Raw genomic sequence first — 21,665 nt, forward strand, 5'->3', positions numbered from 1 at the left:
GTGCACGGCACCGCAGGGTTATGAGTCCGTGTCACAGGGAAGTGCTGGTTGTGGCCCTGGATGACCACGCCGGGCCCGATCCTAGGGGGATCCTCATGCCTGCTACTGACCAGCGCGTGCTGGGCGCCGACGAGACCGACGATACGACCGGCCGCGACGACCTCGCGGTCGACCACGCGCCGGGCACCGATCCTGGCGAGGCCGAGACCTGGGAGATCTTCCGGGTCCACTGCCCCGAGTGCCGCCGTCCGATCGCCCTGGTGGCGGACGAGGAGCGGCTGCCGCAGCACGCCCTGCTGCCGACCGCCTGGAACCCCTTCGCCCCCGCGATCTGCCCGGGTTCGGGCGCGCCCACCGACGACCTGGCGGAGGTGGAGGCCCCGGAGGACACCGAACCGACCGGGTTCGACGCGCTGTTCAGCCTCCCGAACGGGCTGGACTGGCGCACCCAGCCGTTCTCGCACGCGGTGGCGCACTGCCCGGTGCGGATCGCGGCCATCGGCCAGTCCGTGCCGCCCGTGCCCTCGGCCCCGACCGTCGCCGCGCTCCGCTCGATCCCGGAGCAGCGCCGCCGTCTCGTCCGGCGCTGACCGCCCGCCCCGCGCAGGGGAGTTGATTCTCCGTCAGAACAGTCGAATGCCTCCGGTCGTCACTCCGCACCCTGGAGTGACGACCGGAGGCCGTTGGGGGGAAGACCCGGACCGTCCCCGGCAGCGGGCCTTCGTCGGGCGTCCGCCCTCGACGGGTGTCGCCCTGCGGTCGGGCGACACCCCTCGGTCGGGCGTCCTGCGGCCGGGCGTCAGCCCTTGGTGAGGTGGCGGCCGATCACCAGGCGCTGGATCTGGTTGGTGCCCTCGACGATCTGCAGCACCTTGGCCTCGCGCATGAAGCGCTCGGCCGGGAAGTCCTGCGTGTAGCCGTAGCCGCCGAGCACCTGGACGGCGTCGGTGGTCACCCGCATCGCCGTGTCGGTGCAGAACAGCTTGGCCATCGCCGCCTCCTTGGAGAACGGCCGGCCGGCGTCCTTCAGGCGCGCGGCGGACAGGTAGAGCGCGCGGCCCGCCTCGATCTGGGTGGCCATGTCGGCGAGCATGAAGGACAGGCCCTGGAAGTCGGCGATCGGACGGCCGAACTGGCGCCGGGTGCGCGCGTAGTCGACGGCGAGGTCGAGCGCGGCCTGGGCGACGCCGATCGCGCAGGCGGCGATGCCGAGGCGGCCGGAGTCGAGCGCGGCGAGCGCGATCTGGAAGCCCTGGCCCTCCTCGCCGACCAGCCGCTCGCGGGGGACCCGGGCGCCGTCGAAGTGCAGCTGGGCGGTCGGCGAGGAGCGCATGCCCATCTTGTGCTCCGGCGGGGCCGACGACAGGCCCTGCTGGGCGCCCGGGACCAGCAGGCAGCTGATCCCCTTGGGGCCGTCGACGCCGGTGCGCACCAGGGCGCTGTAGAAGTCGGCCTGCCCGCCGTGGGTGATCCACGCCTTGGTGCCGTTCACCACGTACGCCTCGCCGTCGAGGTCGGCGCGGGTGCGCAGCGCGGCCGCGTCCGAGCCGGACTGCGGCTCGGAGAGGCAGTAGGCGCCGAGCTGCTCGCCGGAGAGCATGCCGGGCAGCCACTTGTCGCGCTGCTCGTCGGTGCCGAAGGTGGCCAGCGCGTGGCAGGAGAGGGTGTGCACGCTGACGCCGAGGCCGACGGCCAGCCAGCCGGCCGAGAGCTCCTCCAGGACCTGCAGGTAGACCTCGTAGGGCTGCTCGCCGCCGCCGTACTTCTCGTCGTACGGGAGGGAGAGCAGGCCGGCCTCGCCGAGGGTGCGGAAGACCTCCCGCGGGAAGCGGCCGGCGGCCTCGTCCTCCGCCGCGCGCGGCTGCAGCTCGCGCTGCACCAGGTCCCGGGTGAGGCTCAGCAGCTCGCGCGCCTCGTCACTGGGCAGCTGGCGCTCCACGGCTTTCACAGGGGACGGGGTCATGGCGGCGGTCGCCTCCTCGATCGGGCGCCGGGCCGAGGTTTGGCGGGTCCGGCGCGGGTGGGGCAGGTCGGACCGACCGGCACCGGGTTGCGGTGAACGGCCGTTCACAGTCATGGCGAAGGCGAGTATGCCCCAAACCCGCGCTGCCGTCACGACCTGCACAGATGAACTGTCCGCAGTGGTGGGCTACGGCACCGTAGGGTTGACGATGTGGCTGCTTCCGGAACCCTCCCCACCCATGCCCGGTGCACTCCCGGCGACGCGCTGAGCGCGCTCGCGGCGGAGCTGCGCGCGCTGCCGCCGTCCTGCGGGGCGGTGCGGCTGGTCGCGGTGGACGGGCACGCGGGCTCCGGCAAGACGACCTTCGCCGGGCGGCTGGCGGGGGCGCTCGGCGGGGCTCCGGTGGTCCACCTCGACGACCTGGCCACCCACGAGGAGCCCTTCGGGTGGACCGGGCGGCTGCGCGAGCAGGTGCTGGAGCCGCTGGCGGCCGGGCGGGACACCGCGTACCGGGTGTACGACTGGACGCTGCGGCGCTTCGCGGGCACGGCCGAGGTGCCGGCCGCCCCGGTGGTGCTGGTCGAGGGGGTCGGCGCGGGGCGGCGGGCGGTGCGGCCGTGGCTGGCCCGGGTGATCTGGATGGAGCTGGACGCCGACGCGGCCCGTCGGCGCGGCGAGGAGCGGGACGGTCCGGATCTGGCCGAGTTCTGGGCGGGCTGGGCGCGGGCCGAATCGGCGCATTTCGCCACCGACCCGAGCCGCCCGTACGCCGTGACGCGGGTCGACGGGGTGACCGGCCGGATCGCGCCGGGCACCGTCGGTGAACCTTCAACAAGCGCCTTGACCTGCGACATCACCAGGATCTAGGTTCTCCTCAGCCGCCGGAACGAAAGCGTCCGGCCGCATCGGACCCGGCGTCCCCGGCTTGTTCCCCCGTGAGCCGGGGGCGCCGTCCGGTCCCCTTCCGAATCTCGCTCCCCCGCCGCCCGTTTCGGCGCCCGAGCGCTCAACGACCGCGCGCGCGATCGTATTTGACCCCGTGCGGCACCCTTCCGGATCAGCCCGGCGCCGGTACGATTCCTGGCAGGCGCATATGCGCCGCAGGGGCTCGACGACCACCGGCCAGGCTGTACGCACGCGACTCGCCGGCCGAGCCCCGGGCCACACCGCGGGGGGCGTGAGTGACGACGCTGGACAGTTCCGACAGCACGGCGGGCGGCCCGGACCGACTCGCCGACCGGGCCTGGCTGCGCGCCATGGACGCCTACACGGCCGGTGCGTACGCGCGGGCCGAGGAGGAGTTCCGGGCGGCCGTCCGGCTGGACCCCGGCATGGCCGACGCCTGGCTCGGCCTGCACGCGCTGCGCAGCGACACCTCGGCGGCCCTGCTGGCGATGTACCGCCACCAGAAGCGGTTCGGCGAGCAGCGGCGCCTGCACGGACGGCCGCTCAGCTCCTGGTACTGGCTGGGCTGGTGGGTGCAGCCCGTCCTGGAGGACGCCCGCGACCTCGCGCTGGCGCACGCCTCGCACTGGCTGGACGGCCGCCATCTCGCCGAGCTGGACCGGGCGTTGGAGCAGTGCCCGGCCCCCAGCGAGGACCCGTCCGCCCGGTTCCTGTACGCCTGCCGCTCCTACCTGCTCAAGGACTGGGAGCAGCTGATCCGGGACACCGACCGGCTGCTGGACGATCCGCTGCTCGGCATCGAGGCCGGGCTGTTCGCGGGCATGGCGCGGGTGCGCCTCGACATGTGCGCACAGGCCCAGGCGCCGCTGGCCGCCTCGCTGGCCCGCTGCCGCTCCGAGCAGCCGCAGCGCAAGGAGCTGCGGTACTGGCTGGCCCGGGCGTACGAGGGCGCCGGGCGCAGCGCGGCGGCGCTGCCGCTCTACCGGGCGGTGCACCGGGCGGACCCGGCGTTCATGGACACCGCGACCCGGCTGGCCGCCATCGCGGCCGAGGACGCGCTCGCGGACGGGCTGCTGGCGGGCGGGAGCCCGGCCGGCGGCGGGGGCGAGGCGGGTGGCGACGGCGGGCCGGACGTCGAGGCGGGGTTCCTGGACGACGTCGGGTACGGGCCCGGTCCGGGGTACGGCGAGGAGCCCGGGGCCGGGCAGGGCGGCGCGACCGTCTCCGGCGACGGGGTGCTGGGCGGCGGGCCCCTCGTGGACGCCGGACTGGCGGACGCCGGACTGATGGACGCCGGCCCGGTCGACTGCGGTCTGGTGGATGCCGGCCTGGTGGACGGGCCCGCGCCGGACGGCGTGCCGACGGACGCCGGCGCCGGGGCCGGGGCCGGGTTACTGCCCGGCGGAGCCCCGCTCGACGGCGGCCCGCTCGACGGGGCGTTGCCGGACGGCGCCCCGCAGGCCGCCGGGGAGCGGTCCGGTTCGGGCGCCCCGGCCGCCCCGGCCGCGCCGCCGCTGCCCGTCCGAGGCCAGGCGCAGCCCCGGACCGCCGCCGGGCCCGCACCCCGGCCGGACGGTGACGAGCGCGAGTTGGACGCCGCCCTGGCCGAGCTCTCGCTGATGGTCGGCATGGAGCCGGTCAAGCGCCAAGTACGCGCACTGTCGGCCCAGTTGAGAATGTCCCGACTCCGGGCCGAACAGGGCCTGCCGGTCCAGCCGCCCAAGCGCCACTTCGTCTTCTCCGGCCCCTCCGGCACCGGCAAGACCACCGTGGCCCGCATCCTCGGCCGGGTCTTCCACGCCCTCGGCCTGCTCTCCGGCGACCACCTCGTGGAGGCCCAGCGCGCCGACCTGGTGGGCGAGTTCCTCGGCCAGACCGCGGTCAAGGCGAACGAGCTGATCGACTCCGCGCTGGACGGCGTGCTGTTCATCGACGAGGCCTACAGCCTCTCCAACTCCGGCTACACCAAGGGCGACGCGTACGGCGACGAAGCGCTGCAGGTGCTGCTCAAGCGCGCCGAGGACAACCGGGACCGGCTGGTGGTGATCCTGGCCGGCTACCCCGAGGGCATGAACCGGCTGCTCGCCACCAACCCCGGCCTCAACTCCCGCTTCACCACCCGGGTCGACTTCCCGAGCTACCGCCCCGGCGAGCTGACCGCGATCGGCGCGGCGCTGGCCGGCCGGGACGGCGACGGCTGGGACGAGGACGCCGCCGAGGAGCTGGCCAGCATCTGCACCCACGTCGTCCGCGAGGGCTGGATCGACGAGCTGGGCAACGGCCGGTTCATCCGCACCCTGTACGAGAAGTCCTGCGCCTACCGGGACCTGCGGCTGTCGCTGCTGCGCGAGTCGCCGGGCCGGGAGGACCTGGCCACGCTGCGGCTGCCTGACCTCGTCCAGGCGTACGGGGAGCTGATCGACGGCCGGGGCTGATCGGCTTCCGGGGCCGGGCCGCTCGGAACCACCGGAACCACCCCCGGCCGTCGGCCGTCGGTCTCAGCCCTTGAGCAGCGCCGCCTCCCGCTCCCGGTCGAGCCCGACCGTGACCCGGTCCGAGCGCTGCGGCGCGGTGCCGCCGATCGCCCGCAGCCAGGCCCAGGTGTCCCCGACCGTCTCCGCGACCGGGCGGCAGCGCAGACCGGCGCCGACGGCGCGGTCGACCGATCCGGTGTGCAGGAAGTCGTACAGCGGGCCGGGAGCCAGCCAGATCGGCAGTTCCGTCCACGGCTCGACGCCCGCTGCCAGGATCCGCTCGGGGTCCGTCCAGCGCAGCTCGGCCCCCGCGCCGGTGACGCGGACGCAGGCCTCCAGCAGTTCCCCCATGGTGGCGTGCCCGGACGGGCTGACCAGGTTGTACGGGCCGCCGAAGCGGGCCACCACCGCGTCCAGGGTCCAGACGGCGAGGTCGCGGACGTCGATGTACTGCAGCGCCAGGTCGCGCGGCCCGGGGGCGAGCACCGGGCCGCCCTCGGCGATCCGGTTGAGCCACCAGGGCAGTCGGCCGATGTCCTCGTACGGTCCGAGGATCAGCCCGGCGCGGGCCAGCAGGGCCTGTCCGCCGTACTCCGCTTCCAGGGCCAGCTCGGCGCCCCGCTTGGCCTCGGCGTAGGGCACCTCCCCGGTGAGGTCCGGCGAGGAGGCCACCACGGGCGCCGACTCGCCGCCGCCGGCCACCAGCGGGTAGTCGTACACCGAGCGGCTGGAGACGTACGCGTAGTGGCCGACCCGGCCCTTCAGCGCCCGGGCGCTGTCGCGCACCGCGGCCGGGGCCCAGGACCAGGTGTCCACCACCGCGTCCCACTCCCCCGCGCCGAGCGCCGCGAGGCCGTCCTCGGCCGTGCGGTCGCCCTTCAGCACCCGGACGCCCTCGGGTGCGGGCTGCGTGCCGCGGTTGAGGGCCGTCACCTCCCAGCCCCGGGCCAGCGCCTCCTCGGCCACGACCCGTCCGACGAACCTGGTTCCACCCAGCAGGAGAAGTCTCATGCCGACCACTCTCCCCCGGGGGTGGCCGGCACGGAACGGCTGCATGCTCTGGGCAGAATCGCCGGGAGCGGACACGCCCTCGGCGAACCCGGGAACGCCGGGCCCCCGGCTCCCGATGTCGGGAACCGGGGGCCGGGCCGCCAGGGGCCAGGGGCCAGGGGCCGGGGGCCAGGAGCCGGGAAGTGGCTAGGCGGTGGCGCGGTGGTCCGGGTCGTGCATCTCGCCGATCAGCTCCTCCAGGACGTCCTCCAGCATGACCACACCGAGCGTGCGGCCGTCCTGGTCCAGCACCGCGGCCAGGTGGCAGGCCGCGCGGCGCATCGCGCCGAGGGCGTCGTCCAGCGGGAGGCCGCCGCGCAGCACCGTGATCGGCCGCCACAGGCGGGCCGGGACGGGCGCCGACGGGTCGTCCACGTCGAGGATGTCCTTGAGGTGCAGGTACCCGAGGTAGCCGTGGCCGGCCGGGTCGCCGTCGGTGACCGGGAAGCGCGAGAAGCCGGTGCGCAGGGCGAGCTCCTCGACCTCGGCGGCGGTCGCCTTGGTGTCCACGGTGACCAGCTGCTCGGGCTTGAGCAGCACCTCGGTGACCGGGCGGCGGCCCAGCTCCAGGGCGTCCTCCAGACGCTCCTGGCGCTCCTCGTCGAGCAGGCCGGCGTCCCGCGAGTCGGCCAGCAGGTACATCAGCTGCTCGGTGGTGAAGACCGACTCGACCTCGTCCTTGGCGTCGACCCGGAACAGCCTCAGGATGCCGTTGGCGAAGGCGTTCAGCATCCGGATCACCGGGGCGAGCCAGCGGGCCAGCCGGTCCAGCGGCGGTCCGAGCCACAGCGCGGCCTTCTCCGGGCCGGCCATGGCCATGTTCTTCGGCACCATCTCGCCCATCACCATGTGCAGGAACACCACGACGGCGAGCGAGATCCCGTACGAGAGCGGGTGCATCAGGCCGGCCGGCACGCCGAGCGCGTGGAAGGGGCCCTCCAGCAGGGAGGCGATGGTCGGCTCGGCGAGCGCACCGAGGCCCAGCGAGCAGACGGTGATGCCGAGCTGGGCGGCGGCCAGCATCGCGGAGACGTTGGACAGCGCGTGCAGCACGGTGCGGGCGCGCTTGTGCCCGGCCTCCGCGAGCGGCTCGATCTGGCTGCGGCGCACGGACACCACGGCGAACTCGGCGCCGACGAAGAAGGCGTTGCCGAGCAGGAGCAGGAGTGCGACGGCCAGTTGGAGCACCGTCATCGGACGTCCTCCCCGTCCTCGCCGAACGACGCGGGCCCGACGGTGCGCTCCACCCGGACCCGGCTGGTGCGGTGGCGGTCGACACCGGTCACGGTCAACCGCCAGCCGGGCAGCTCGGCCTGCTCGCCCACCTCGGGGAGCTTGCCGAGCAGGTCGGCGACCAGGCCGGCCAGCGTCTCGTACGGGCCGTCCGGGGCGTTCAGGCCGATGCCCTCCAGCTGGTCGATCCGGGCGCGGCCGTCGGCCTCCCAGACCGGCAGGCCGTTGACGGGCGGCAGCGCGAACAGGTCGGGGTGGTCGTCGGGGTCGTGCTCGTCCTGCACCTCGCCGACGATCTCCTCGACGATGTCCTCGACGGTCACGACGCCGGCGGTGCCGCCGTACTCGTCGACCACGATGGCCATCGGCTGGAGCCGGCGCAGCCGCTCCAGCAGCGTCTCGGCGGGCAGGGTCTCGGGCACCAGCAGCGGCGGCGAGGACAGCTCGGCGACCCGCACCAGGCCGCGCTGGGCGGCCGGAACGGCGAGCGCGTCCTTGAGCGTCACGATGCCGGTGACCTCGTCCAGGCTGTCGGCGTAGACCGGGAAGCGGGACAGGCCGGTGGCCCGGGTGAGGTTGACGACGTCGGAGGCGGTGGCGTCGCGCTGGAGCGCGGACACGTCGACCCGCGGGGTCATCACGGACTCGGCGGTCAGCTCACCCAGGCCCAGGGTGCGGACGAACAGCGTCGCCGACTCCTCGTCTATCGCCCCGGCCCTGGCCGAGTGCCGGGCCAGCGAGACCAGCTCGGCCGGGGTCCGGGCGTGGCCCAGCTCCTCCTGCGGCTCGACGCCGAAGGCGCGGACCGTACGGTCGGCGGCGCCGTTGAGGAAGCTGATCAGCGGGCGGCAGACGAAGGAGAAGGCCATGTGCGGGGCGGCCACCGCGCGGGCCACCTGCAGCGGGCGGGAGATCGCCCAGTTCTTCGGAACCAGCTCGCCGACCACCATCTGGACGACGGTGGCCATCACCATGCCGACGACCACGGCGACGCCGCGGGCGGCCGCGTCGGGCACGCCGAGGCCGGACATCACGGGTGCGAGCAGCGTCGACAGGGCCGGCTCGGCGAGCATGCCGACCACCAGCGAGGTGACGGTGATGCCGAGCTGGGCGCCGGAGAGCTCGAAGGAGAGGTGCCGCAGGGCCCTGGAGACCCGGCGGGACTGGACGTCACCCGCCTTCGCGGAGCGTTCCACCGCCCCGCGCTCGACGGTCACGAAGGCGAACTCGGCGGCCACGAACAGGCCGTTGGCGAGGATCAGGAGAACGGCTGCGAACAACAGCAGCCAGGCGGTGATCACAGTGCCGCCTGCCTTCCGGCGATCGGAAGTGAGGCGGCGCAGGTACTACCGGACGGATCGTCCATCGAGGGGGAGTGTCACTCCTCAGGTCGGTACGGGCGGCGCTTCTCGCGCTCGCTTCAGCGCAGGGCGCACTTTGCCCTGCTTTTACCAGCGTAGACCATAGCCGGACGGACGTAGGAAGGGTGTTCGGACCCGCCGGGGCCCGGAATCGCAGGTCGCAGGGCCACGGATGCGAGGCGGTGGCGGCGGGCGGCCGGGGGGTGCCGGGGGGGGTGCCGGGGGGGGGTGCCGGGGGGGGTGCCGACGCGGTGGCGGCGACTGCCGGCGGGCTCAGACCGCGGCGTAGTGCTCGACGAGGTCGCGCAGCGCGCGGGCGTCCGCGATCGCCTGCGCCTTGCCGACACCGGGCTGGATGCCGACCGCGGCGAGCGAGGTGCCGTCGGCGAGGTCGAGGGTGGCCCACGGGTCGCCCTGGCGGAAGTTGACCCGGACGATCTCGGCCCAGGCGAGCCGACGCGTGCGCACGAAGTTGACCACCGTCACGCCGTCCGCGTCGGCGCTCACCCGGGGGCGGGCCAGCATCAGGCCGACGGCGGCGAACAGCACGCCGCTGGCCACCATCATGATCCGGTCGTTGAACTGCCAGTTCTCCGGGAGCAGCACGGCCAGCACCGCGAACAGCACCACCAGCAGGACGCAGACCGGCAGCAGCACGACGCGGGTGCGGCGCGGCGCCCAGGTGACGGGGAACTCGACGGGCGGCGTGGACACGTGGGTCTCCGGGGTGGTTCTGGTGGCGACAGCGCGAGGGGGCGGGGGCGCCGACCGGCGTCCCCGCCCCATTGAAGCGTTCTTTACCCGCGAGTGTGCGAGCGGGTCAGAGGCGGCAGGCGTGGATGTTGGTGACCAGGATGGCCCGGGCGCCGATGCCCCACAGGTCGTCCATGATCCGCTGGGCCTCCTTGCGGAGCACCATCGAGCGGACCGCGACCCAGCCCTCGGTGTGCAGCGGGGAGACGGTCGGCGACTCCAGACCGGGGGTGAGCGCCACGGCGGCGCTGACGTTCTCGGCGCGGATGTCGTAGTCCATCAGCACGTAGCGGCGGGCCACCAGCACGCCCTGGAGGCGGCGCAGGAACTGCTCCACCCGCGAGTCCTCGCCCGCGCCCTTGGGGCGGATCACCACGGCGTCCGAGATCAGGATCGGCTCGCCGAACACCTCCAGGCCCGCGTTGCGCAGGCTGGTGCCGGTCTCCACCACGTCGGCGATCACGTCGGCGACGCCCAGCTGCACCGCGGTCTCGACCGCGCCGTCCAGCTTGGTGACCGTCGCCTTCACGCCGTGGTCGGCGAGGTGCTGCTCGACCAGGCCGGTGTACGAGGTCGCGATCCGCAGGCCCTCCAGGCCCTTGACGTCCTCGACCGCCACGCCCTCGGGGCGCGCGAAGCGGAAGGTCGACCCGGCGAAGCCGAGGGCGAGCACCTCCTCGGCGTTGGAGTGCGAGTCCAGCAGCAGGTCGCGGCCGGTGATGCCGACGTCCAGGCGGCCGGAGCCGACGTAGACGGCGATGTCGCGCGGGCGGAGGAAGAAGAACTCGACCTCGTTGTTCGGGTCGACGAGGACGAGCTCCTTGGGATCCTTCCGCTGCCGGTAGCCGGCCTCATGGAGCATCTCCGCCGCGGGACCCGAGAGAGAACCCTTGTTGGGGACGGCGATGCGCAGCATGGGAGGTTGCTTCCTTACCTGTTGGGAGGGGTGTGCGGTACGGACCGGTTCGGGGGTACGTGTCGACGTCTTCGAGGGGTACGTGCAGACGGTCGTCTAGAGGTACTTGTAGACGTCGTCGAGCGTCAGCCCGCGGGCGATCATCATCACCTGAAGGTGGTAGAGGAGCTGGGAGATCTCCTCCGCCGTCTGCTCGTCCGACTGGAACTCGGCGGCCATCCAGACCTCGGCGGCCTCCTCGACGACCTTCTTGCCGATCGCATGGACGCCCTGCTGGACGAGCTGCGCGGTGCGGGAGGACGAGGGGTCGCCGGTGGCGGCCTTCTGCTGGAGCTCGGCGAAGAGCTCCTCGAATGTCTTCGAAGCCATGATGGGCCCACCATACGGCGTGCGGGCGAGCGGACGGTAAACGGTCCCGGACCGTGGACAGTCCGGTGGACGTCCACGGTCCGGGACCGTACGGGCGGGTGCTCAGAGCGCGGCGCGCAGCACCGCGGCGGTGGCGACGGCGGCGGTGACGGCCTCGTGTCCCTTGTCCTCGGCGGAGCCCGGCAGCCCGGCGCGGTCGAGCGCCTGCTCCTCGTTGTCGCAGGTCAGCACGCCGAAGCCGACCGGGACCCCGGTGTCGACGCTGACCTGGGTCAGGCCGGTGGTGGCCGCCTGGCAGACGTAGTCGAAGTGCGGGGTGCCGCCGCGGATGACCACGCCGAGGGCGACGACGGCGTCGTAGCCGCGCTCGGCGAGGCGCTTGGCGGCGACCGGCAGTTCGAAGGTGCCGGGGACGCGCAGCACGGTCGGCTCGGCGATGCCCAGCTCCTTGAGCGCGCGGTGGGCGCCGTCCAGCAGCCCGTTCATCACCACGTCGTGCCACTGGGCGGCGACGACGGCGACCTTGAGGTCGGCGGCGCCTTCGATGGTCAGCTCGGGGGCTCCGTGGCCGCTCATGTTCTTCGTCCGATCTGTCGTGTGGGGCGTGCGGGTGGGGCGTGCGGGTGGGGTGGGTTCAGGAGCCGAGGCCGGGCAGGTCGTGGCCCATCCGGTCGCGCTTGGTCTGCAGGTAGCGCAGGTTGTGCTCGCCGGGCGCGATCTCGACCGCCTCGCGCCCCTTGACCTTCAGGCCGTGCTCGGTGAGCGCGGTCAGCTTCTGCGGGTTGTTGGTGAGCAGGGTGAGCGAGCGGACGCCGAGGTCCACCAGCATCTGTGCCGCGATGCTGTAGTCGCGGGCGTCGGCGGGCAGGCCGAGGTCCAGGTTGGCGTCGACGGTGTCGCGCCCCTGCTCCTGCAGCTCGTACGCGCGCAGCTTGTGGGCCAGGCCGATCCCCCGCCCCTCGTGCCCGCGCAGGTAGAGCACCACACCGCGGCCGGCCTCAGCGACCCGCTGCAGCGAGGCCTCCAACTGCGGGCCGCAGTCGCAGCGCAGCGAGCCGAGCACGTCGCCGGTCAGGCACTCGGAGTGGACCCGCACCAGGACGTCCTCGCCGTCCGGCAGCCGTCCGTCGGCGTCCAGGCCGCCGGCCACCAGCGCGATGTGCTCGACGCCGTCGAGGGTGCCCTTGTAGCCGACGGCGGTGAACTCGCCGTGCACGGTGGGCAGGGCGGTCACGGCGGCGCGGTCGACGTGCAGCTCGGTGCGGCGGCGGTAGGCGATCAGGTCCTCGATGGAGATGATCGCGAGGCCGTGCTCGCGGGCGAAGGCGACCAGCTCGGGCAGCCGGGCCATGGTGCCGTCGTCGTTGACGACCTCGGCGATCGCGCCCGCCGGCGGCAGCCCGGCCAGCCGGGCCAGGTCGACGGCGGCCTCGGTGTGGCCGGGGCGGACCAGCACGCCGCCCTCGACGGCGCGCAGCGGGAAGACGTGCCCGGGGCGGGTGAGGTCGCCGGGCTCGGTGCCGGCGGAGGACAGCAGCCGGACGGTGCGGGCGCGGTCGGCGGCGGAGATCCCGGTGTCGACCCCGTCGCGGGCGTCCACCGAGACGGTGTACGCGGTGCCCTTGCGGTCCTCGTTGACGTGGGTCATCGGCGGGAGCTTGAGGCGGTCCAGCTCCTCGCCGGTCATCGGGGTGCAGATCACGCCCGAGCTGTAGCGGATGGTGAAGGCCATCAGCTCGGGGGTGGCCGCGGAGGCGGCGAAGACGATGTCGCCCTCGTTCTCGCGGTCCTCGTCGTCGACCACGATCACGGCACGGCCGAGGGCGATGTCGGCGATCGCCCGCTCGACCGGGTCGAGCACGAGCTCGACCCCGGCGGTGCCCTTGTCGGACTGGTTCTCGGTCATGCCGTGGCTCCCTGCGGGACGGTGGCGGACTTGGTGCGCGGCTCACGGGTGCTCAGCCACCAGGAGCGCAGGCCGAGCAGCACCAGGACGAAGTAGACGGAGTAGGTGAGGCCGGAGAAGGAGTAGCCGCTGTTGAAGGCGAGCGGGACGCCGACCACGTCGACCGCGATCCAGGCGAACCAGAACTCCAGCCAGCCGCGGGCCTGGGCGACCATCGCGGCCAGCGTGCCCACGAAGATGTAGGCGTCCGACCACGGGCTCCAGGACAGGCTGGGGAAGGAGGTGAAGAGCAGGGCCAGCGCGATGGTCCCGGCCGCGGTCCCCGCCACCAGGGCGGCCCGCTCGGGCCAGGTGGCGAACCGTACGGCGATCGTGCCGGTGTCCCGGCGGCCCCGCCGCCACTGCGCCCAGCCCCAGGCGGCGGTGGCGATCACGATCAGCTGCTTGCCGATCAGGCCGGGGACGTGGCCCCCGAGGTAGGCGCTGATCAGCACCACGCCGGACAGCAGCTGGACCGGCCAGCTCCACACCGAACGGCGCCAGCCGAGCGCGAGGCCGCCGAAACCGAGCAGGTTGCCGATCATGTCGGCCCACTTCACGTGCTCACCGAGGACGGTGAACGCCTCTCCACTGAGCCAGCTCACCGGGACTCCTCCGGGGTCTCGTCGGTCGACGCGCCCTGCGGGCCGGACAGGCCGGGCAGGTTCGGCAGGTTCGGCAGGGTGCGGGACTCCAGCAGGCGCTCGACGTACTTGGCCAGCACGTCCACCTCCAGGTTGACGCTCTCGCCGACGGTCTTGGCGCCGAGCGTGGTCAGCGCGAGGGTGGCCGGGATGAGGCTCACGGTGAAGCTGTCCCGGGCGGCCTCCACCACGGTGAGGCTGACGCCGTCGACCGTGATCGAGCCCTTCTCCACCAGGTAGCGAGAGATGGTGTCGGGCAGCGAGAACCGCAGGACCTCCCAGCGCAGTTCGCCGTTCGCGTCGCGCTCGCCGGGCTCGCGGCTCAACAGCCGCCCGGTGGCGTCGACATGGCCCTGCACGAGGTGGCCGCCGAGGCGGGCACCGAGCGCCATGGCGCGCTCCAGGTTGACCCGGGAGCCGGGCTTCAGCTCGCCGAGGCTGGAGCGGTGCAGCGTCTCGGCCATCACGTCGGCGCTGAACTCACCGGTGCCCGCGGCCAGTTCCTCCGGGCTGTCGACGACCGTCAGGCAGACGCCGTTGACCGCGATGGAGTCACCGTGGCCCGCGTCCGCACAGACCACCGGGCCGCGCAGGCGGATCCGCGAGGAGTCGCCGATCTCCTCGATCGACACGACCTCGCCGAGCTCTTCGATGATGCCGGTGAACACCCGGGTTCTCCTCGCGCTTGGGGCGCGGACTCCGGGGCGGCATGGGAGATGACACGGACGGGCACCGGTGCGCGAACCCGCGGCACGACCCGTCGCCGGGATGCCGAGGCCGCCGGGAGATCGCTCGCCCGGCCCGGGAGACACCGCTCCCGCCGTACACCTGACCGCGGTCCGGTCCGGTAACGACGGACCACGGGTACTGCTCTTCGTCCGCCCGCGCACGCCTCCCATCCGGACTTTAACCGTCGGTCCAGGAATTTCACCTGGTCAACCGGCCGCTGGCTGCGGACGGGTCGCGGACTGTAACCGCCGGTTCGGATTTTCACCGACCCCGGAGTGCGCTGAACGTCACTGCTGTTGCGGTCATTCTGCCACGGCCGACGCAAGGCCAGGGAGTGCCTTCCGCTGTGGTCTGTTTCACGGACTTGCGGGGAATGCGCGTCGGGGTGCTACGCGCTGTGGGCGGGCCTCGTGGAGCGGGCTTCGCCGGGCGGGCCTCGTGGAGCGGGCCGCGTCGTGGGGCTTCGTCGGCCGCGTCGGGGCCGGTCTGGTGGCGGAGGCGGGCGGCGGGGGTGAGGCTTGAGGTGGGGGCCCTGCCGGTGACGCACCGAGGCAACGGAGGCGAGGGACATGGCGAAGTTCATGGACGTCCACCACGGGATGGCCGGGATCACGGCCGAGCAGCTCAGGCAGGCCCATGCGGCCGACCTGGCGGCCCAGGGAGACGAGGGCGTCCAGTTCGAGCAGGCGTGGGCGGACCCGGAGTCGGGCACGGTGTACTGCCTCTCCGACGCGCCCTCCAAGGAGGCCGTGCAGCGGGTGCACAGCCGTACCGGTCACCCGGCGGACGAGATCCACCCGGTGCCGTTGTCGGTGTGAGCCCGGGTCTCCGCTTCGGGCGGTTCGGGCTTCGCGCGGTTCAGAGCGTGGCGGGCGTGCCGATCTGCAGGAAGTGGGTGACCTCCGGAGGGTGGGCGAGGTAGCGCAGCTCGCCCTCCGACCACACCGGCCGGATCCGCCACATCGGCCCCGCGTACCCGCGCAGGGCGTCCTCGTCCCGCCAGCGACTGACCACCAGCACGCGGTGCCCGTTCTCCTCCGACACCGAGCGCAGCAGTTCGCCGCCGAGGCAGCCGTCCGTCCGCCCCAGCTGCGGGATCACCTGGGCGGTCAGGTGAGCGCAGAACTCCTCGATGCGACCGGCGAGCACCTGCCCGGCCCAGATTCTGACGATCACGACCACCACCTCCGGCTGGCTGGAGTCCCTGGCCCCATTATGGGCGTAAAACCGCTGGTGGCGAGGGGTGGAGCCGAGCTTCGGCCGGGGGTTCCGGAACGATCTGCCACTGGCGTGCCGCAGGGCCTGCACTACATTCCCGGTATGACCACCACACCGGAAGCTGTCGTTCCGTCAAGCACCAGTCCGGACCGGCCGGGCGGCCTGTTCGAGGCCCTCCGCGCGGGGGCCCTCCGCGACGCCGCCCAGCTGCGCGAGATCTACGAGCAGCCCGGCGACCACGCGCGCCGCAAGCAGGTCGACCACCTGCACGAGGTCGCGCAGCGCCTGATCGCGTGCTCCTCGCTGGTCTTCGTCGCCAGCGCCGACGCCGCCGGGCGGTGCGACGTCTCCCCGCGCGGCGGGCCGGCCGGAGTGGTCTCGGTGCTCGACGAGTACACCCTGGCCATCCCGGACGCCACCGGCAACAAGCGGTTGGACACCCTGCACAACATCCTGGAGACCGGCCGGGTCGGCCTGCTCTTCGTCGTCCCGGGCCGCGACACCACGCTGCGGGTGAACGGTCGGGCCTGCGTCTCCACCGACCCGGAGCTGCTGCGCCAGCTGACCGCCGTCGGCAAGCCGCCGCGCAGCGCGATCGTCGTCGCGGTGGAGGAGGTGTACGCGCACTGCCCGAAGTCGCTCCTGCGCGCCTCGGCGTGGAAGCCGGAGAACTGGCTGGCCGAGGACACCCAGCCGACCTCGGCGGAGATCACGCTCTCGCACCTGCGGGACGAGTCGCTGACCATCGCGATGATCGAGCAGAACGAGCGGGAGGCGTTGCTGTACCGGTACGAGTGAGGTCCGGCCGCGTTGCGGCGGGTGGGGGTGCCGGGAGCGTTGGGGGTGCCGGGGGGCGACGTGCCCGGTGGGCGGGTGTGCCCGCGCCCGCCGGGCTCCGCGCTCCGGGCGCTCAGGCGGCCTTGGGGACGTCCACCACGGCCGCGCCGTCGGCGGCCCGTCGGACGGCGTCGACGCCCTTGTGGGCGGCCTCCTTGCTGGCGTAGCCCTGGCCGGTGGCGACGATCTCGCCGTTGCCCGCCTTGAGCCGGAACCGGTACTTGCCACCGGAGTCCTCGTAGACCTCGAACTTGCCCGACATCCGGGTACCTCCTCGTGGGGCGCGCGGGGCGCGCGCTGATCGGCCCCCTGCAGCACCGTGCGCCCGGCGGCGGGGCGGGCGCACCCGGTCGGCACCCGGTCGGGTGAAGGCTCGGCCGTGGGGGTTTGCCGGGGTGCCGGGGGGACCACCGGTGGCTTGAATGGACGGATGGACTGCGTCTTCTGTGCGGTGGTGGCGGGCGCGGAGCCCGCGTACCGGGTGCTGGACGACGAGGCGGCGGTCGCCTTCCTGGACCGCCGGCCGCTGTTCCCCGGCCACGTCCTGGTCGTGCCGCGCGCCCACCACCGGACCCTGGCGGACCTGCCGGCGGACGAGGTGGGGCCGTTCTTCCTGCGCGTGCAGCGGGTGGCCGCGGCCGTCGAGCGCGGGCTGGGCGCGGCGGGCAGCTTCGTGGCGGCGAACAACCGGATCAGCCAGTCCGTGCCCCACCTGCACGTCCACGTGGTGCCGCGCAATCCGAAGGACGGGCTGCGCGGGTTCTTCTGGCCGCGGGGGAAGTACCCGGACGAGGCGGGGGCGGCGGAGGTCGCGGCCCGGTTGCGGGCGGCTCTGGCCGCACCGGCCGGATGAGCGCCGCGCCGAGGTGCGCCGTGAGGTGCCGCGGTGTGCGGTGAGGTGCCGTCAGGTGCCGAGGCGCGCCGCACGGGGTCCCGCCGCACAGGGTCCCGCCGCGCGGGCTCCTAGCGTGCGGAACGCGGCCGGACGTACACCCGGAGGATCATCGGGGGCGGCCGAAATCGTTTCCGGGGCTGACGATCCGGCAGGTCGGCCCGCCTAGGCTCACTGCCATGAACGAACTCGCGCGCGTCGTGCAGCAGACGGTCGATCGGCTCGCGGACCGGCACGTCGGCGCGGTGGTCGCCGGGCTGGCCGCCGGTGACACGGAGATCCGCGGTGCCGGGCGGACGGGGCCCGGCGGAAGCACGCCGGGGCCGGACACCGTCTTCGAGATCGGATCCGTCACCAAGGTGTTCACCTCGCTCGTGCTCGCGCGGCTGGCGCTCGACGACGCGGTGCGGCTCGACGAACCGCTCGCCGAGGTGCTCGCCGACGCGCGCGGCGGCAGCCGGGTCGTCGTCCCCGGCCGGGGCGGCCGCCCGATCACCCTGCGGCACCTGGCCACCCACACCGCGGGGCTCCCCCGGCTGCCCCGGGGCATGCTGTCGAAGGCCCTGCTCAGGCCCAACGACCCGGATCCGTACGCCGGTTGCACGGCCGAGTACGTGCTGGACGGACTCGCCCGGACCCGCCTGCGGGCCGCACCCGGACACAGCTTCCGCTACTCCAACCTCGGCGCCGGGCTGCTCGGCCTGGCCCTCGCGCACCGGGCCGGCACCGGGTACGAGGAGCTGGTGGCGCGCGAGGTCTGCGAACCGCTGGGACTGACGGACACCCACGTGCGGTCGGATGCCGAGCGCTCCGGGCGGCTCGCGCACGGGCACACGACGGGCGGACGGCCGGTGCCTTACTGGGACCTGGCGGCCGTGCCGGGCATGGGCGGGCTGCGGTCGACCGCCGCCGACCTCGCGGTGCTGCTGCGGGCCCAGCTGACCGCCGAGCGCGAGCCCGACGCGCCGCTGGCGCCCGCGATCACGCTCACCCGGGAGACCAGGCACCGGGTCAACCCGTTCGCCTGGATGCACCTGGGCTGGCTCGGCCACCGACTGCACTCCCAGCAGGGCGGCCACCTGCAGATCTGGCACAACGGCGGTACGGGCGGCTTCCGTTCGTTCGTGGCCTTCGACCCGGAGAAGCAGGTGGGGGTGGTGGTGCTGGCCAACACCCGCCGGTCGGCCGACCCGGCGGGCACGGCGCTGCTGCGCAGGCTGCAGCAGGACTTCGCGACGACGGGGTGACGGGGACGGGCGGGCGCGGGCCGCTCGGGAGCGTGGACGGCGGCCCGGGATCAGCGGGGCGGACGACGAACGGCCGCGTCGCTCCCGCCGGCCGGTCCGCCTGACCCCAGTGTCCGGCCGCGGGGCCCGACCGCCGGATGGACGGCCCGTCCCGGTCCGGTGCCGCCGATGGACGTTCACCCGGCGCCGGACGGCGACCCCTGCCGATGTGTACCCCCGGTCGCGGGGGGCTCCGGGCGGGAGGCGATGATGACGGGGTCGTTTCAGGCCAAAACGTGCCGATTGGCACTGTTGCCGGGTACGGCGGACGGTCGATGCTGGTGATCCGGCAGATGCGGTTCCGACGGGAGGCCGCCGAGAGAAAGGGGCCGACGTGGCGGTGGTGTGGTCGCCGACGCGGGCGCGGGCGGTCCGCCCGGTCGTGCAGGCCGGAGCGGCCGGGCCGACCGGGCTCGGCGGGCCGGGCGACCGGCTCGGCCCGGTGGTGCGGGTGCACCGGCGTTTCCGGCCGGTCCCTCGGCGGGCGCGGGCATGGGTGGACGTCTGCGCGGCCGTCGGCGCGGTGGTGACCTGCCTGGCGCTCGGGCAGTGGTGGCCCGCGCCCGTGGTGGGGGCCGTCGCGGTGGTGGCGGCAAGCGCCTTCGGGTGGCTGCGGCCGGTGGCCGGGCCGCGGGCGGTGCGCGTCCACGAGGGCGGGCTGGTGCTCGTCGCGGCGGACGGCGGCGAGCGCACGCTGCCGTGGAGCGCGGTGGAGGCCACCGAGTACGTTCCCGGCGGGCGGCGCGGGGTCCGCGAGCAGGGGCGAATATGGCCGGCCGGCGCGGACGAGCCGGTGGTGCTGGAGCACCTGCGCGGGCTGGGCCGGTTGTTCCGGGAGCTGGAGGTGCGCCTCTCCCCCGGGCTGCGGGCCGTACTGCACGAGTCGCTGGGCACCGAGGGGAGCGTCCGGTTCGCGCGGGGGCGACTGACGGTGACGGCCGGCGGCCTGGTGCACCGGCCGCCGCACCCGCTCGCGGCGACGGAGGCCTACCGCTGGGCGGAGGTGGAGTCGGCCCGCGCGTCCGACCTCGGAGAGCTGGAGATCCGGACGCACTCGGCCGGCCTGCCGCTCACCTTCCCGGTGCCCAACGCCCGAGCGGTGGCGGACTTCCTGGAGGAACTCCGGACCGCGGCCCCCTAGGGGACGCGAAGGGCTCCTCCCGGAGGGGATCAGTACTCCGCTGAGTGGACGTCAGTTCCCTTGCCGGCAGCCTACCGTCGCCGATATGAGCCGACTTCGCACCACTGCCGCCGCGGCAGCCCTGCTGCTCGCGCTGCCGCTGTCCGTAGCCGTCGCCGTGCCGGCCCTGGCCGCGCCCACCACCCCGGCCGGGGCCGCCACCGCCACCGCCACCGCCACCGCTCCGACCACCACCCCGGCCGCCGTCCACATCGAGCTCCCGCGCCCGACCGGGCCGTACGCGGTCGGGCAGGAGGTCCTGCACCTGGTGGACCAGAACCGTCCGGACCCGTGGGTGCCCTCCGCCGGCCCTCGCCAGCTGATGGTCTCGATGTACTACCCCGCACACGCCGGGACGGGCAGCCCGACGCCGTACATGACCGACGGTGCCGCCCGCGCCCTGCTGGACACCAAGGTGCCGGGCAACACCATCCCGACCGAGGCGATCACCGGCGCCCGGACGTGGGCGGAGTCCGGCGCGCGCCCCCAGGGCGGCCACTACCCGCTCATCGTGCTGTCGCCCGGCTTCACCATGCCGCGGACCTCACTGACCGGCCTCGCCGAGGACCTGACCAGCCGCGGGTACGTCGTCGCGCTGATCGACCACACCTACGAGAACACCGGGACGACCTTCCCGGACGGGCAGACGCTGCCCTGCGTGATGTGCGGCCGCCCCAAGGACTGGTCGAAGGTCGACGAGAGCCGCGCGAAGGACGTGTCCTTCGTCCTCGACCGCCTGACCGACCGCCCGCACCCGGCCTGGCGCTACGCCCGCATGATCGACCGCGACCGGATCGGCATGGCCGGGCACTCGGCGGGCGGCGCGGCCACCGTCCCGGCCCTGCTCACCGACGACCGGATCCAGGCCGGGGCGGACCTGGACGGCAGCATGGACGTCCTGGTGCCCGCCTCCGGGATCGGCGGCAAGCCGTACCTGATGATGGGGCACCCGTTGCCCGGCGGCGCCGAGGACAGCAGCTGGGTCCAGAGCTGGCCCAACCTGGACGGCTGGAAGCGCTGGCTGACCGTCGACGGCTCCAACCACGGCAGCCTCACCGACTTCCCGCTGTTCATGGAGAAGCTGGGCCTCCCCCAGGACCCGGGCACCACGCTGTCCGGCCTGCGCGGCATCGAGCTGACCCGCCGGTACGTCGGCGCCTTCTTCGACCTGCAGCTGAAGGGCATCGAGCAGCCGCTGCTCGACGGGCCGACCGCCGCCGACCCGGAGGTGCGGTTCGACGGCTCCGGGCACTCCTGAGGGCTCCCGGGCACCCGCCCGTGAGCGGGGCCGCCGGCACCCGGCCGGCGGCCCCGTCGGCGGCCCGGTCGGCGCGGCGGCCGGTTCGAACCCCGCGGCGGGACCGCCGGAGCACCCCCGCGGGACCGCCGCACCCCGTCCGACGTGCGAGGATTCCCACATGATCACCGCGGCGCGGGGCTGGCTGGACGGAACCGACTCGGGGCTCTTCGTGCTGCTCGCCGAGGAGGCCGTCGAGGGCTGGGAGGGTTGCCAGGAGGCCGTGGTGGAGACGGCCGGGGACTACGCCGCCGCCCACCCGGTGCCCGGGCGGGAGGCCGTGCTGGTGCTGGGCGGGGAGCCGCTGCCGATCGGCTGGCTGCCGGAGGAGCGGGTGTTCGTCCGGCCCCTCCTCTTCGACTGCTCGGACGACGTCCGGCCGCTGGTACGCGAGGCGCTGCGGTCGGGGACGTGGGAGGACGGGCCGGTCCTGGAGCTGACCGCCGGGCGGTACCTGCTCACCGATGTGTTCCACGACGGCCCGGACGCCCTGGAGAGCAGCGAGTACCTGACCGTCGACCTGCCGCCCGGGCGGTACCTGGTCCGGTCGCTGAAGGCCGAGCCCGAGCGCTGGGAGGAGTTCCACCTGGAGCGCCTGCTGCCACGGTGAGC

At 74.1% G+C, this 21,665-nt stretch carries 23 protein-coding genes and 1 riboswitch; of the genes, 10 read left to right on the forward strand and 13 right to left on the reverse strand.

From position 1 onward, the window contains the following. Positions 1 to 95 precede the first annotated feature (95 nt). Positions 96 to 590: a hypothetical protein gene (locus tag ABT048_RS31640; protein ID WP_350524990.1), complete on the forward strand. Its 495-nt coding sequence runs from the start codon at positions 96 to 98 to the stop codon at positions 588 to 590. A gap of 209 nt (positions 591 to 799) precedes the next feature. Here ABT048_RS31640 and ABT048_RS31645 read toward each other — a convergent pair whose 3' ends face one another. Continuing rightward, complete coding sequence (locus ABT048_RS31645) at positions 800 to 1,963, reverse strand: acyl-CoA dehydrogenase family protein (protein ID WP_350524991.1); 1,164 nt, start codon at positions 1,961 to 1,963, stop codon at positions 800 to 802. 210 nt (positions 1,964 to 2,173) lie between these two features. Here ABT048_RS31645 and ABT048_RS31650 point away from each other — a divergent pair, with 210 nt between their 5' ends. Together ABT048_RS31650 and ABT048_RS31655 are read left to right on the forward strand one after the other, a co-directional pair. Then, positions 2,174 to 2,830, forward strand: a complete 657-nt coding sequence (locus ABT048_RS31650) for a uridine kinase family protein (RefSeq protein WP_502894099.1) — start codon at positions 2,174 to 2,176, stop codon at positions 2,828 to 2,830. A 389-nt stretch (positions 2,831 to 3,219) separates the two neighbouring features. Next, entirely contained in the window at positions 3,220 to 5,304 is a 2,085-nt protein-coding gene (locus ABT048_RS31655; protein ID WP_350525041.1) for an AAA family ATPase, read from the forward strand. Positions 5,305 to 5,367: 63 nt separating this feature from the next. Here ABT048_RS31655 and ABT048_RS31660 read toward each other — a convergent pair whose 3' ends face one another. The 10 genes from ABT048_RS31660 to ABT048_RS31705 all read right to left on the reverse strand — a co-directional run bounded on the left by ABT048_RS31660 (position 5,368) and on the right by ABT048_RS31705 (position 14,282). After that, positions 5,368 to 6,354 (reverse strand): NAD-dependent epimerase/dehydratase family protein, encoded by a 987-nt coding sequence (locus tag ABT048_RS31660; protein ID WP_350524992.1) that lies wholly within the window; start codon positions 6,352 to 6,354, stop codon positions 5,368 to 5,370. 186 nt (positions 6,355 to 6,540) lie between these two features. Beyond that, positions 6,541 to 7,587: a hemolysin family protein gene (locus ABT048_RS31665; RefSeq protein WP_350524993.1), complete on the reverse strand. Its 1,047-nt coding sequence runs from the start codon at positions 7,585 to 7,587 to the stop codon at positions 6,541 to 6,543. Then, a complete protein-coding gene (locus tag ABT048_RS31670) occupies positions 7,584 to 8,927 on the reverse strand; it encodes a hemolysin family protein (RefSeq protein ID WP_350524994.1) in 1,344 nt (447 codons plus the stop codon). The genes ABT048_RS31665 and ABT048_RS31670 overlap by 4 nt, the downstream gene beginning before the upstream one ends. Positions 8,928 to 9,260: 333 nt before the next feature. Next, positions 9,261 to 9,701, reverse strand: a complete 441-nt coding sequence (locus ABT048_RS31675; RefSeq protein ID WP_350524995.1) for a PH domain-containing protein — start codon at positions 9,699 to 9,701, stop codon at positions 9,261 to 9,263. 106 nt (positions 9,702 to 9,807) lie between these two features. Beyond that, positions 9,808 to 10,656, reverse strand: coding sequence for an ATP phosphoribosyltransferase (hisG, locus tag ABT048_RS31680; RefSeq protein WP_350524996.1), 849 nt, complete (start codon positions 10,654 to 10,656; stop codon positions 9,808 to 9,810). 96 nt (positions 10,657 to 10,752) lie between these two features. Next, positions 10,753 to 11,025 carry a phosphoribosyl-ATP diphosphatase gene (locus ABT048_RS31685; protein WP_097238956.1) on the reverse strand — a complete coding sequence of 91 codons (273 nt, stop codon included), beginning with the start codon at positions 11,023 to 11,025 and terminating at the stop codon, positions 10,753 to 10,755. Positions 11,026 to 11,127: 102 nt separating this feature from the next. Beyond that, positions 11,128 to 11,601 carry a 6,7-dimethyl-8-ribityllumazine synthase gene (gene ribH / locus ABT048_RS31690; RefSeq protein ID WP_350524997.1) on the reverse strand — a complete coding sequence of 158 codons (474 nt, stop codon included), beginning with the start codon at positions 11,599 to 11,601 and terminating at the stop codon, positions 11,128 to 11,130. 58 nt (positions 11,602 to 11,659) lie between these two features. After that, positions 11,660 to 12,931 carry a bifunctional 3,4-dihydroxy-2-butanone-4-phosphate synthase/GTP cyclohydrolase II gene (locus tag ABT048_RS31695; protein WP_350524998.1) on the reverse strand — a complete coding sequence of 424 codons (1,272 nt, stop codon included), beginning with the start codon at positions 12,929 to 12,931 and terminating at the stop codon, positions 11,660 to 11,662. Next, positions 12,928 to 13,575, reverse strand: coding sequence for a nicotinamide mononucleotide transporter family protein (locus ABT048_RS31700; protein WP_350524999.1), 648 nt, complete (start codon positions 13,573 to 13,575; stop codon positions 12,928 to 12,930). Before ABT048_RS31700 ends, ABT048_RS31695 begins: the two co-directional genes overlap by 4 nt. Then, positions 13,572 to 14,282, reverse strand: a complete 711-nt coding sequence (locus tag ABT048_RS31705) for a riboflavin synthase (protein WP_350525000.1) — start codon at positions 14,280 to 14,282, stop codon at positions 13,572 to 13,574. The genes ABT048_RS31700 and ABT048_RS31705 overlap by 4 nt, the downstream gene beginning before the upstream one ends. A 215-nt stretch (positions 14,283 to 14,497) precedes the next feature. Further along, a riboswitch (FMN riboswitch) is annotated at positions 14,498 to 14,625 on the reverse strand. Positions 14,626 to 14,912: 287 nt separating this feature from the next. On the opposite strand from ABT048_RS31705, the gene ABT048_RS31710 reads away from it, so the two are divergent. Continuing rightward, a complete protein-coding gene (locus ABT048_RS31710; protein WP_350525001.1) occupies positions 14,913 to 15,161 on the forward strand; it encodes an SCO4226 family nickel-binding protein in 249 nt (82 codons plus the stop codon). A gap of 40 nt (positions 15,162 to 15,201) precedes the next feature. Here the strand turns inward: ABT048_RS31710 and ABT048_RS31715 are convergent, their stop codons facing one another. Next, a complete protein-coding gene (locus ABT048_RS31715; RefSeq protein ID WP_350525002.1) occupies positions 15,202 to 15,519 on the reverse strand; it encodes an antibiotic biosynthesis monooxygenase family protein in 318 nt (105 codons plus the stop codon). A 144-nt stretch (positions 15,520 to 15,663) separates the two neighbouring features. On the opposite strand from ABT048_RS31715, the gene ABT048_RS31720 reads away from it, so the two are divergent. Then, positions 15,664 to 16,359: an MSMEG_1061 family FMN-dependent PPOX-type flavoprotein gene (locus ABT048_RS31720; RefSeq protein WP_350525003.1), complete on the forward strand. Its 696-nt coding sequence runs from the start codon at positions 15,664 to 15,666 to the stop codon at positions 16,357 to 16,359. A 112-nt stretch (positions 16,360 to 16,471) separates the two neighbouring features. Here the strand turns inward: ABT048_RS31720 and ABT048_RS31725 are convergent, their stop codons facing one another. Next, positions 16,472 to 16,660 (reverse strand): YegP family protein, encoded by a 189-nt coding sequence (locus ABT048_RS31725; RefSeq protein ID WP_350525004.1) that lies wholly within the window; start codon positions 16,658 to 16,660, stop codon positions 16,472 to 16,474. A 168-nt stretch (positions 16,661 to 16,828) separates the two neighbouring features. Here ABT048_RS31725 and ABT048_RS31730 point away from each other — a divergent pair, with 168 nt between their 5' ends. From ABT048_RS31730 to ABT048_RS31750, 5 genes are all read left to right on the forward strand, one after another. After that, positions 16,829 to 17,251: an HIT family protein gene (locus ABT048_RS31730; RefSeq protein ID WP_350525005.1), complete on the forward strand. Its 423-nt coding sequence runs from the start codon at positions 16,829 to 16,831 to the stop codon at positions 17,249 to 17,251. A gap of 218 nt (positions 17,252 to 17,469) precedes the next feature. Beyond that, complete coding sequence (locus tag ABT048_RS31735) at positions 17,470 to 18,537, forward strand: serine hydrolase domain-containing protein (RefSeq protein ID WP_350525006.1); 1,068 nt, start codon at positions 17,470 to 17,472, stop codon at positions 18,535 to 18,537. 373 nt (positions 18,538 to 18,910) lie between these two features. Further along, on the forward strand, positions 18,911 to 19,717 hold the full coding sequence (locus tag ABT048_RS31740; protein ID WP_350525007.1) for a hypothetical protein: 807 nt from the start codon (positions 18,911 to 18,913) through the stop codon (positions 19,715 to 19,717). A gap of 85 nt (positions 19,718 to 19,802) precedes the next feature. Then, entirely contained in the window at positions 19,803 to 21,014 is a 1,212-nt protein-coding gene (locus tag ABT048_RS31745; RefSeq protein WP_350525008.1) for an alpha/beta hydrolase family protein, read from the forward strand. Positions 21,015 to 21,174: 160 nt separating this feature from the next. Next, positions 21,175 to 21,663 (forward strand): Imm21 family immunity protein, encoded by a 489-nt coding sequence (locus ABT048_RS31750; protein WP_350525009.1) that lies wholly within the window; start codon positions 21,175 to 21,177, stop codon positions 21,661 to 21,663. Positions 21,664 to 21,665: the final 2 nt, after the last annotated feature.

Origin of the sequence: Kitasatospora sp. NPDC096140, from assembly GCF_040303045.1 — a bacterium.
Classification (GTDB): Bacteria; Actinomycetota; Actinomycetes; order Streptomycetales; family Streptomycetaceae; genus Kitasatospora.